Source organism: Citrobacter europaeus (genome assembly GCA_020099315.1).
Classification (GTDB): Bacteria; Pseudomonadota; Gammaproteobacteria; order Enterobacterales; family Enterobacteriaceae; genus Citrobacter; species Citrobacter europaeus.
Window position 1 is genome coordinate 5,079,725 of record CP083650.1, and the last position, 10,276, is coordinate 5,090,000.

General features: G+C 55.0%; 12 protein-coding genes and 1 riboswitch (1 of these 13 only partly in view). Of the genes, 8 read left to right on the top strand and 4 right to left on the bottom strand.

Features of this window, described 5'->3' with window-relative positions; all coding sequences use genetic code 11:
* Positions 1-5: 5 nt before the first annotated feature.
* Positions 6-128: riboswitch (TPP riboswitch) on the bottom strand.
* Positions 129-178: 50 nt separating this feature from the next.
* Entirely contained in the window at positions 179-667 is a 489-nt protein-coding gene (gene rsd / locus LA337_23825; GenBank protein ID UBI16128.1) for a sigma D regulator, read from the bottom strand.
* A 96-nt stretch (positions 668-763) separates the two neighbouring features.
* Between rsd and nudC the strand changes: the two genes are divergently transcribed.
* The 6 genes from nudC (at position 764) to LA337_23855 (ending at position 5,129) form a co-directional block, all read left to right on the top strand.
* A complete protein-coding gene (gene nudC / locus LA337_23830) occupies positions 764-1,537 on the top strand; it encodes an NAD(+) diphosphatase (GenBank protein ID UBI16129.1) in 774 nt (257 codons plus the stop codon).
* A 50-nt stretch (positions 1,538-1,587) separates the two neighbouring features.
* Complete coding sequence (gene hemE / locus LA337_23835; protein ID UBI16130.1) at positions 1,588-2,652, top strand: uroporphyrinogen decarboxylase; 1,065 nt, start codon at positions 1,588-1,590, stop codon at positions 2,650-2,652.
* Between the two features lie 9 nt (positions 2,653-2,661).
* Positions 2,662-3,342 (top strand): deoxyribonuclease V, encoded by a 681-nt coding sequence (gene nfi, locus LA337_23840; protein UBI16131.1) that lies wholly within the window; start codon positions 2,662-2,664, stop codon positions 3,340-3,342.
* 33 nt (positions 3,343-3,375) lie between these two features.
* Positions 3,376-3,966: a YjaG family protein gene (locus LA337_23845; protein UBI16132.1), complete on the top strand. Its 591-nt coding sequence runs from the start codon at positions 3,376-3,378 to the stop codon at positions 3,964-3,966.
* A 186-nt stretch (positions 3,967-4,152) separates the two neighbouring features.
* Positions 4,153-4,425: a DNA-binding protein HU-alpha gene (gene hupA, locus LA337_23850; protein ID UBI16133.1), complete on the top strand. Its 273-nt coding sequence runs from the start codon at positions 4,153-4,155 to the stop codon at positions 4,423-4,425.
* Between the two features lie 11 nt (positions 4,426-4,436).
* Positions 4,437-5,129 carry a DUF1481 domain-containing protein gene (locus tag LA337_23855; GenBank protein UBI18547.1) on the top strand — a complete coding sequence of 231 codons (693 nt, stop codon included), beginning with the start codon at positions 4,437-4,439 and terminating at the stop codon, positions 5,127-5,129.
* A 23-nt stretch (positions 5,130-5,152) separates the two neighbouring features.
* Here LA337_23855 and zraP read toward each other — a convergent pair whose 3' ends face one another.
* Positions 5,153-5,596 carry a zinc resistance sensor/chaperone ZraP gene (gene zraP / locus LA337_23860; protein ID UBI16134.1) on the bottom strand — a complete coding sequence of 148 codons (444 nt, stop codon included), beginning with the start codon at positions 5,594-5,596 and terminating at the stop codon, positions 5,153-5,155.
* 263 nt (positions 5,597-5,859) lie between these two features.
* Here zraP and zraS point away from each other — a divergent pair, with 263 nt between their 5' ends.
* Both zraS and zraR read left to right on the top strand, forming a co-directional pair.
* Positions 5,860-7,254, top strand: coding sequence for a two-component system sensor histidine kinase ZraS (gene zraS, locus LA337_23865; GenBank protein ID UBI16135.1), 1,395 nt, complete (start codon positions 5,860-5,862; stop codon positions 7,252-7,254).
* On the top strand, positions 7,251-8,576 hold the full coding sequence (gene zraR / locus LA337_23870) for a sigma-54-dependent response regulator transcription factor ZraR (GenBank protein UBI16136.1): 1,326 nt from the start codon (positions 7,251-7,253) through the stop codon (positions 8,574-8,576). The genes zraS and zraR overlap by 4 nt, the downstream gene beginning before the upstream one ends.
* Here zraR and purD read toward each other — a convergent pair.
* On the bottom strand, positions 8,573-9,862 hold the full coding sequence (gene purD / locus LA337_23875) for a phosphoribosylamine--glycine ligase (GenBank protein UBI16137.1): 1,290 nt from the start codon (positions 9,860-9,862) through the stop codon (positions 8,573-8,575). The genes zraR and purD overlap by 4 nt on opposite strands.
* Before the next feature lie 15 nt (positions 9,863-9,877).
* Positions 9,878-10,276: the end of a bifunctional phosphoribosylaminoimidazolecarboxamide formyltransferase/IMP cyclohydrolase gene (gene purH, locus LA337_23880; GenBank protein ID UBI16138.1), read on the bottom strand. 1,191 nt of this gene lie beyond the right edge of the window; 399 of the gene's 1,590 nt are visible here — the last part of the coding sequence; its start codon lies beyond the right edge, outside the window — the gene reads right to left on this strand; its stop codon occupies positions 9,878-9,880.

Consider the following 10,276-nt stretch of genomic DNA (forward strand, 5'->3'; position numbering starts at 1 on the left):
GCTATTGCAGATTGACTCTTGTTCCCTTCGCAGGTTTTAACCTGATCAGGTTCCGCGGATCCCGAATTAACGGTCTCAGCCTTTTCCACTCATGCTGTTGTGGAAAATAAGCACTCCGACAAGAAGTAACCTCAGTTAAGAGGTAATGAATGTAAGCTACGCGTTAATGCCGCAAATCTCAAGCATGACGTTTGAGAGTACTACTCTCGTGCATCGCGTCAAATACCAACATGATCAGCTTATCTTCCAGTACGAAACGGGCTTCCAGCGCCTCGCCGAGATCTGATAAAACCTGTTGGAATTCAAGGAAGTTATCATGATCAATCGCCGTTTCCAGACTGGTATCATAGTAGTTCATGATCAGCTGCGTATTGGCTTCCAGCAGCGGCCAAATTTTTGTGGCTTTTAAAAGCTGCCCGTTCCCTTCCAATTTATGGAGAATACGTTCATAAATACTGAAGTGTCCGGTGGAGAGGTAATCGACCAGGCTCTGACAAAAATCATCCAGCGCTTTTTCATTGAGTCGCATGTACGATTCTTTGCCAGGCTTAATGCCAACCAGATTGTAGTAAGCCACGAGCAGGTGCTTACGTACATGTAGCCAGCGATCAACCAGTTTATTACTTCCTCCGACGTGCTCCGTCAGGCTTTCCAGCTGGTTTAGCATGATTGACTCCGCAAGATGGTGTTAAGGAACTGCTCACCCGTAAATGTAAAAATAATGTAAACAACATGCCTGTGAAGCAAAGGTTGCGCAAGAGATATGGATCGTATAATTGAAAAATTTGATAGCGGCTGGTGGATTGTCAGTCATGAGCAAAAGTTATGGTTGCCTCATGGCGAACTGCCTTACGGCGACGCAGCCCGTTTTGATCTGACCGGGCAGCGCGCCATACCAATAGGCGAATGGGAAGGGGAAACAGTCTGGCTGGTGCAGCAGCAGCGTCGACACGATATGGGGTCGGTACGCCAGATCATTGACCAGGATGTTGGCTTGTTTCAACTGGCCGGACGCGGCGTACAGCTGGCCGAGTTTTACCGTTCGCATAAATTCTGCGGTTACTGTGGTCATCCCATGCACCCGAGTAAAACGGAATGGGCGATGCTGTGTAGCCACTGTCGCGAACGCTACTACCCGCAAATTGCCCCCTGCATTATCGTCGCCATTCGCCGTGATGACTCTATCCTGCTCGCCCAGCATGTTCGCCATCGTAACGGCGTGCATACCGTGCTGGCAGGTTTTGTCGAAGTGGGCGAGACCCTGGAACAGGCGGTGGCGCGTGAAGTCATGGAAGAGAGCGGCATTAAGGTGAAAAATCTGCGCTACGTCACTTCTCAGCCATGGCCGTTCCCGCAGTCTTTGATGACCGCATTTATGGCGGAGTATGATAGCGGCGAAATTGTTATTGACCCGAAAGAGCTGCTGGAAGCGAACTGGTATCGCTATGACGACTTACCGCTTTTACCCCCGCCAGGCACCGTCGCGCGTCGATTGATTGAAGACACTGTGGCAATGTGTCGGGCTGAGTACGAGTAAAGAACGAGTGGTGATACACTGATGGACTGACGCAATAAGGAACTGCAAAAATGACCGAACTGAAGAACGATCGTTATCTGCGTGCGCTGCTGCGCCAGCCCGTTGATGTCACTCCGGTATGGATGATGCGCCAGGCAGGCCGCTATCTGCCGGAATATAAAGCCACGCGCGCCGAGGCGGGCGATTTTATGGCGCTGTGCAAAAATGCCGAGCTGGCCTGCGAAGTCACGCTGCAGCCGCTACGTCGCTATAAACTTGATGCCGCGATCCTCTTCTCGGATATCCTGACGATTCCTGATGCGATGGGACTTGGGCTGTACTTTGAAGCCGGAGAAGGCCCACGCTTCACCTCGCCGATCGCCAGCAAGGCTGATGTCGACAAACTGCCGATCCCGGACCCGGAAGATGGCTTGGGTTACGTAATGAATGCGGTGCGCACTATTCGCCGTGAACTGAAAGGCGAAGTACCGCTGATCGGCTTCTCCGGTAGTCCGTGGACGCTGGCGACCTATATGGTCGAAGGCGGCAGCAGCAAGGCCTTCACCGTGATTAAAAAGATGATGTACGCCGATCCAAAAGCGCTGCATCTGCTGCTTGATAAGCTGGCGAAGAGCGTCACCCTGTACCTGAACGCGCAGATCAAAGCGGGCGCGCAGTCGGTGATGATTTTCGATACCTGGGGCGGCGTGCTGACCGGTCGCGACTATCAGCAGTTCTCCCTGTACTACATGCACAAAATCGTCGATGGCCTGCTGCGTGAGAACGAAGGTCGTCGCGTACCGGTGACGCTGTTCACCAAAGGTGGCGGTCAGTGGCTGGAAGCGATGGCGGAAACCGGCTGTGATGCGTTAGGTCTCGACTGGACTACCGATATTGCCGATGCGCGTCGTCGTGTTGGTCATAAAGTGGCGCTACAGGGCAATATGGATCCGTCCATGCTGTATGCGCCGCCAGCCCGCATCGAAGAAGAGGTTGCGACGATTCTGGCCGGATTCGGTCACGGTGAAGGTCATGTCTTCAACCTCGGCCACGGCATCCATCAGGACGTACCGCCGGAACATGCTGGGGTGTTTGTGGAGGCGGTGCATCGCCTGTCCGAACAATACCACCGCTAAGGAGTTATTATGGATCTCGCGTCGCTGCGCGCGCAGCAGCTTGAACTGGCCTCTTCGGTGATCCGCGAGGATCGCCTGAAGAACGATCCGCCGGATCTGATCGGCGGGGCGGACGTTGGGTTTGAGCAGGGCGGCGAAGTGACGCGAGCCGCGATGGTCTTACTGAAATACCCCTCGCTGGAACTGGTTGAATACAAGGTGGCGCGAATCGCCACCACCATGCCCTACATTCCTGGCTTTCTCTCCTTTCGCGAAACCCCCGCGCTGATGGCCGCCTGGCAGTTGCTCTCGTACAAGCCTGATCTGCTATTTGTTGACGGTCATGGTATCTCTCATCCGCGCCGTCTGGGTGTGTCCAGCCATTTTGGCCTGCTGGTGGATGTCCCGACGATCGGCGTGGCGAAAAAGCGGCTGTGCGGCAAGTTTGAGCCGCTTGCCGCCGAACCCGGAGCATTAGCCCCGTTGCTGGATAAAGGCGAACAGCTGGCATGGGTCTGGCGCAGCAAAGCACGCTGTAATCCGCTGTTTATCTCTACGGGGCACCGCGTGAGTATGGACAGCGCGCTGGCGTGGGTGCAACGCTGTATGAACGGCTATCGTCTGCCGGAACCAACACGCTGGGCAGATGCGGTGGCATCCGAACGCCCGGCTTTTACGCGGCTTGCAGCAAAAACGCCCCATATCGGGTAAACTGCCGCTAATTTCCGTATTTGAGAACTCATCATGTTACAAAATCCGATTCACCTGCGTCTGGAGAAGCTGGAAAGCTGGCAGCACGTCACATTTATGGCCTGCCTGTGCGAACGCATGTACCCAAACTACGCCATGTTCTGCAAGCAAACTGAATTTGGCGATGGACAGATTTACCGCCGAATTCTGGATCTGATTTGGGAAGCGCTGACGGTTAAAGACGCGAAAATCAATTTCGATAGCCAACTGGAGAAGTTTGAAGAGGCCATTCCTTCTGCAGATGATTACGATCTGTACGGCGTTTATCCGGCGATTGATGCCTGTGTGGCATTAAGCGAACTGATGCATTCGCGTCTTAGCGGTGAAACGCTGGAGCATGCCATTGAAGTTAGTAAGGCTTCGATTACGACGGTTGCGATGCTGGAAATGACCCAGGCTGGTCGCGAAATGACCGATGAAGAGCTCAAAGAGAACCCGGCTGTTGAACAAGAATGGGATATTCAGTGGGAAATTTTCCGACTTTTAGCCGACTGTGAAGAACGCGATATTGAGCTGATAAAAGGGCTTCGTGCAGACCTGCGCGAGGCTGGTGAGAGCAATATTGGTATAAATTTTCAGCAATGACACCACAAAACGTGATTTAACGCCTGATTTGTCGTGCCTGAAGGCTTCCCATCCGCCCCCGGTCTGGTCTACATTTGGGGGGCGAAAAAAAGTGGCTATCGGTGCGTGTATGCAGGAGAGTGCTTTTCTGGCATTTCCGTCGCACTCGATGCTTAGCAAGCGATAAACACATTGTAAGGATAACTTATGAACAAGACTCAACTGATTGATGTAATTGCAGACAAAGCAGAACTGTCTAAAACACAGGCTAAAGCTGCTCTGGAATCCACTCTGGCTGCTATTACTGAGTCTCTGAAAGAAGGCGATGCTGTACAACTGGTTGGTTTCGGTACCTTCAAAGTGAACCACCGTGCTGAGCGCACTGGCCGCAACCCGCAGACCGGTAAAGAAATCAAAATTGCCGCAGCTAACGTACCGGCATTTGTTTCTGGTAAAGCACTGAAAGACGCGGTTAAGTAATTCGCGTGGCAGTGAACAGTTTTATCGAAGGGGCGTTTTCGCCCCTTTTGTCCATCTGGCGTCATTCGCTGTGGCTTTCAGGTGTTCTGTTGCTGTCTGCCTGCAGTCGCCATTCTGAGCTTCCTCCGTTCACAGCCAGCGGCTATGTTGGCGATCAGGGGGCAGTACGCATTTGGCGTAAAGATTCCAGCGACGATGTTCACTTGCTCTCGGTATTTAGTCCGTGGCGTAAAGGCGATACCACCACCAGTGAATACCGCTGGCAGGGTGACTCGCTCTCTCTGATAGAACTCAACGTGTACAGTAAACCGCCGGAACATGTTCGTATACGCTTTGATGACCGGGGTGAACTGAGTTTCATGCAGCGTGAGGTCGACGGTCTTAAGCAGCAGCTTTCCAGCGATCAAATCGCGCTTTACCGCTACCGTGCCGATCAAATCCGCCAGACCAGCGATGCGTTGCGTCAGGGACGGGTGATATTGCGTCAGGGACGCTGGCATGCGAATAACACGGTCACAACCTGTGAAGGTGAGACGCTGAAGCCCGATCTTGAATCGTGGGCGATAAACCATATTGAGCGCCGCCAGAGCCATTCATCCGTAGAGGTGAGCGTGGCATGGCTGGAAGCGCCCGAAGGATCGCAGCTCCTGCTGGTCGCCAACGAAGACTTCTGTCACTGGCAACCGAAAGAGAAAACCTTCTGATAATCTGCCATCAGGAAATACTGTTACCAGTGGCCCATTCCCATATGGCCGCCGCCGCGATGGTAACCGCCACCGCCGCATCCGCCGTAACCCATTCCCGCTCCGCGAGGTACGCCTGCCTGCGCCATTGCGACATCGCGTTTAACGCGTTGCTCGTCAAGGGACTGATTCAACGCCTCCATCTCTTTTGCCACGGCATTAATTTTTGCCGTGTCCGGCGAACTGGCTGTTAGCAACGCGTTGTACTCATAACGTTTGGAAGTCAGCTGTTGGCGCAATGCGCTAGTTTGTGAGTAGTAATCATCATAAATTTTCTGCGCGGTAGCCTGCTGCTCAGCGGTCATTGGCGTACCGCCCCGTTGCTGCATTCCGTCACCATATCCCCAGTGATTCTGCGCCAGCGCCGGGGTCGAGCCCAGTGCGATAAGAGAGAGTGCAATCAGCGCCAGTTTGTTGTTCCGTTTCATGGTTCGTTCTCCTGTTGGTTAGCTTACATACCTGTTTGCATCTTCCGTGCCAAAGCGGCAATCCCAGCCCTGCGGGCGCTGTACTCGTCGTCTCTGTAGAGAAGCGAGTAAAAATGACTCGCCAGAACGCGCTAACGGGTCATTTTTACCCGCTACTTGCAGCTGTTTGTGTCTGAGGGCAGGGTTCTTAAGGAGAAAAAATGGCATGATTTCTGCTGTATACCGGCAACGATGAAAGGAACAGGTGGGTAAAGGGAGAGCGTATGCGTCTTTATAAGGACACGGCGGCCAGGTGGGCGAGCCGACTCTTGCTGGCGTCGATCCTGATTTTGGTCGGCTGGTTTTCGATTATGACCATTCGGGACTATGGGCGGGAAAGCGGCGCCGCACGGCAAACGTTACTGGAAAAAGGCAGCGTGCTGATCCGCGCTCTGGAGTCTGGTACGCGCGTAGGCATGGGAATGCGTATGCATCATGCTCAACAGCAGACGCTCCTGGAGGAAATGGCCGTACAACCCGGTGTGCTTTGGTTTGCCGTTGTTGATGAGCATGGTGTCATTATGACTCACAGCAATTCCTCAATGGTCGGCAAAACGCTCTATTCACCGGATGTTCTGCAACAGCTTAGTCCCGGGGAACAAGAAAGCTGGCGAAATATTGACATTCCAGCGAGGGACGGCGAAAAAACGCCGGCCCTGGAAATTTATCGCCAGTTTCAGCCGATGTATGGTCCTGGACGCCATGGCATGGCGCGCTGCGCCAGCAATGACGGAAAGCTTATCACGCCTGCGCAAACCATATTTATCGCCTTTGATGCCAGCGATCTGGCCGCGACTCAGGCAAGAGAGTGGCGTAACACTCTGATAGTCCTCTTTGCGCTGGCGGCTGTGCTGCCGGCCACCGTGCTGACGTTCTTCTGGTATCAGCGCTATCAGCGCTCGTACAAAGAGCTGCAGGACGCGATGAAGCGTAAAGAAAAACTGATGGCGCTTGGGCATCTGGCGGCTGGGGTCGCGCATGAGATTCGTAACCCGCTTTCATCCATCAAAGGCTTAGCAAAGTATTTTGCCGAACGAACCCCGGCAGGAGGCGAGTCGCACGAACTGGCTCAGGTGATGGCGAAAGAGGCGGATCGTTTAAATCGGGTAGTGAGCGAGCTGCTGGAGCTGGTGAAACCTGCGCATCTGACGTTGCAACAGGTGGATCTTAATGAGGTCATCACCCACTCATTACACCTGGTGAGTCAGGATGCGGCAAGCCGGGAAATCCAGCTACAGTTTTCGGCCAGTTCCACGTTACCCGCGATTCAGGCCGATCCTGACCGACTGACTCAGGTTTTGTTGAACCTGTATCTGAACGCCATTCATGCGATTGGGCATCAGGGCACGATTACGGTTGAAGCGAGTGAAAGCAGCGCCGATCGCGTTAAAATCGTGGTGACCGATAGCGGGAAAGGGATTGCAGCGGAACAACTGGAGGCCATTTTTACGCCTTACTTCACGACTAAAGCTGACGGAACCGGTCTCGGGCTGGCGGTTGTGCAGAACATAGTCGAACAACACGGTGGTACCATTCAGGTGGCAAGCGTTGAGGGCAAAGGCGCGACCTTTACCCTTTGGCTGCCGACCAAAGCGAAACAACAGGATCAACAAGGATGACGCGCGGAAAAATCAATATTCTGGTGGTCGATGACGATATCAGCCACTGCACCATTTTACAGGCGTTGCTGCGCGGCTGGGGTTATGAGGTCGCGCTGGCCTATAGCGGGCGAGCGGCGCTGGAACAGGTGCGCGAACGCGTATTTGATTTAGTGCTGTGCGATGTGCGCATGGCGGAGATGGACGGCATCGCAACGCTGAAAGAGATTAAAACGCTGAATCCGGCGATTCCGGTGTTAATCATGACGGCGTTCTCCAGCGTGGAGACTGCCGTTGAGGCGCTAAAAACCGGGGCGCTGGACTACTTAATCAAGCCGCTGGATTTTGACCGTCTGCAGGAGACGCTGGAAAAGGCGCTGGCGCATACCCGGGAAACGGGCGCTGAACTGCCATCGGCGTCGGCGGTACAGTTTGGCATGATTGGCCGCAGTCCGGCGATGCAGCAGTTGCTCAACGAAATTGCGATGGTTGCTCCTTCGGATGCAACGGTGCTTATTCACGGAGACTCAGGCACGGGGAAAGAGCTGGTGGCCCGGGCGCTACATGCCAGCAGCGCCCGCTGCGATAAGCCGCTGGTGACGCTCAACTGCGCGGCGCTTAATGAATCGCTGCTGGAGTCCGAACTTTTTGGCCACGAAAAAGGCGCGTTTACCGGGGCGGATAAACGCCGGGAAGGGCGTTTTGTCGAAGCCGATGGCGGCACGTTATTTCTTGATGAAATTGGCGATATCTCACCGCTGATGCAGGTGCGTCTGCTGCGGGCTATCCAGGAGCGCGAAGTGCAGCGGGTTGGCAGCAACCAGACTATTGCGGTTGATGTCCGGCTGATCGCCGCCACGCATCGTAATCTGGCCGAGGAGGTCAGCGCCGGGCGCTTTCGCCAGGATCTCTACTATCGCCTGAACGTCGTCACCATTGAAATGCCAGCACTGTGTCAGCGTCGGGAAGATATTCCGCTGCTGGCCGAACATTTTCTCCAGCGTTTTGCTGCGCGTAACCGAAAAGCGGTGAAAGGCTTTACTCCGCAGGCGATGGATCTGCTGATCCACTATGACTGGCCGGGCAATATTCGTGAGCTGGAAAATGCGATTGAGCGTTCAGTGGTGCTGTTAACGGGGGAATATATTTCCGAACGCGAGTTGCCGTTGGCGATTGCCGCAACGCCAATAAAAACGGAATTCAGTGGCGAGATCCAACCGCTGGTGGATGTTGAAAAAGAGGTGATTCTGGCGGCGCTGGAAAAAACGGGCGGCAATAAAACCGAAGCCGCCCGTCAGTTAGGTATTACGCGCAAAACGCTGCTGGCTAAGCTCAGCCGTTAGTTTTGCTCACGCTCGATGGCGCGCCAGCCGATGTCGTTACGGCTGAAGCTGCCGTCCCAGCGGATGTTGGTCATCAGGGCGTAAGCGCGTTGCTGCGCTTCAGCCACGGTATGACCCAGGGCGGTGGCGCACAGCACACGCCCGCCGCTGGTCAGCACTCGGTCGTCGTCAGCGAGTTTGGTGCCAGCGTGGAAGACCTTACCCTCCGTTGAAGACTCCAGCGGCAGGCCGTGGATCTCATCGCCGGTATTGTAGTTGCCCGGATAACCTCCGGCGGCAATGACCACACCCAGCGAGGCGCGTTCATCCCACTCAGAGGTTTTCTCATCCAGCTTGCCGTCGCAGGCGGCCAGGCAAAGATCCACCAGGTCCGACTTCATGCGCAGCATGATCGGCTGGGTTTCCGGATCGCCGAAGCGGCAGTTGAACTCGATAACCTTCGGGTTGCCTTGCTTGTCGATCATCAGACCCGCGTACAGGAAACCGGTATAGGTGTTACCTTCCGCCGCCATGCCTTTCACGGTTGGCCAAATGATGCGTTCCATGGTGCGCTGGTGGACTTCATCGGTCACCACCGGGGCCGGTGAGTATGCGCCCATGCCGCCAGTGTTCGGGCCGGTATCGCCGTTACCTACGCGCTTGTGGTCCTGGCTGGTGGCCATCGGCAGCACGTGCTCGCCGTCGACCATCACGATAAAGCTTGCCTCTTCGCCGTCGAGGAACTCTTCGATAACGATACGATGTCCTGCATCGCCAAAAGCGTTACCCGCCAGCATGTCGTGAACGGCAGCTTCGGCCTCGATCAGCGTCATCGCCACGATAACGCCTTTACCGGCAGCCAGACCGTCAGCTTTGATGACGATCGGCGCGCCTTTCTCACGCAGATAGGCCAGGGCAGGCTCAATCTCGGTGAAATTCTGATATTCCGCGGTCGGGATGTTATGACGCGCGAGGAAGTCTTTGGTGAAGGCTTTGGAGCCTTCCAGTTGTGCAGCACCTTCGGTTGGGCCGAAAATTTTCAGGCCTGCGGCGCGGAAGGCATCGACCACGCCAATCACCAGCGGCGCTTCCGGACCAACGATGGTCAGATCGATCTTCTCGTTCTGGGCAAAGCTCAGCAGTGCCGGAATATCGGTTACCGCGATTGCCACGTTTTGCAGCGCGGGTTCCAGTGCGGTGCCTGCGTTACCCGGTGCAACAAAAACGGTATCGACCAGCGGCGACTGCGCCGCTTTCCAGGCCAGCGCGTGCTCGCGCCCGCCGTTGCCAATCACTAATACTTTCATCGTCTGCTCCGTGGATTAATGGCGGAAGTGGCGCATGTCGGTAAAGATCATCGCGATACCGTGTTCATCGGCAGCGGCAATGACTTCATCATCACGGATAGAGCCACCAGGCTGAATAACGCAGCTCACGCCAACGGCGGCGGCAGCATCAATACCATCGCGGAACGGGAAGAACGCGTCGGAAGCCATGGCTGAACCTTTCACTTCCAGACCTTCGTCCGCCGCTTTAATGCCCGCGATTTTGGCGGAGTACACGCGGCTCATCTGGCCTGCGCCTATGCCGATAGTCATGTTCTCTTTGGCGTAAACAATGGCGTTGGATTTCACGAACTTGGCGACCTTCCAGCAGAACAGCGCATCGCGCAGCTCTTGTTCGGTCGGCTGACGTTTGGACACTACGCGCAGTTCGCCTTC

What these genes read in the sequence shown, in the direction of transcription:
- rsd (UBI16128.1), bottom strand. Translation starts at nt 667, where the DNA reads ATGCTAAACCAGCTGGAAAGCCTGACGGAGCACGTCGGAGGAAGTAAT.
- nudC (UBI16129.1), top strand. Translation starts at nt 764, where the DNA reads ATGGATCGTATAATTGAAAAATTTGATAGCGGCTGGTGGATTGTCAGT.
- hemE (UBI16130.1), top strand. Translation starts at nt 1,588, where the DNA reads ATGACCGAACTGAAGAACGATCGTTATCTGCGTGCGCTGCTGCGCCAG.
- nfi (UBI16131.1), top strand. Translation starts at nt 2,662, where the DNA reads ATGGATCTCGCGTCGCTGCGCGCGCAGCAGCTTGAACTGGCCTCTTCG.
- LA337_23845 (UBI16132.1), top strand. Translation starts at nt 3,376, where the DNA reads ATGTTACAAAATCCGATTCACCTGCGTCTGGAGAAGCTGGAAAGCTGG.
- hupA (UBI16133.1), top strand. Translation starts at nt 4,153, where the DNA reads ATGAACAAGACTCAACTGATTGATGTAATTGCAGACAAAGCAGAACTG.
- zraP (UBI16134.1), bottom strand. Translation starts at nt 5,596, where the DNA reads ATGAAACGGAACAACAAACTGGCGCTGATTGCACTCTCTCTTATCGCA.
- zraS (UBI16135.1), top strand. Translation starts at nt 5,860, where the DNA reads ATGCGTCTTTATAAGGACACGGCGGCCAGGTGGGCGAGCCGACTCTTG.
- zraR (UBI16136.1), top strand. Translation starts at nt 7,251, where the DNA reads ATGACGCGCGGAAAAATCAATATTCTGGTGGTCGATGACGATATCAGC.
- purD (UBI16137.1), bottom strand. Translation starts at nt 9,862, where the DNA reads ATGAAAGTATTAGTGATTGGCAACGGCGGGCGCGAGCACGCGCTGGCC.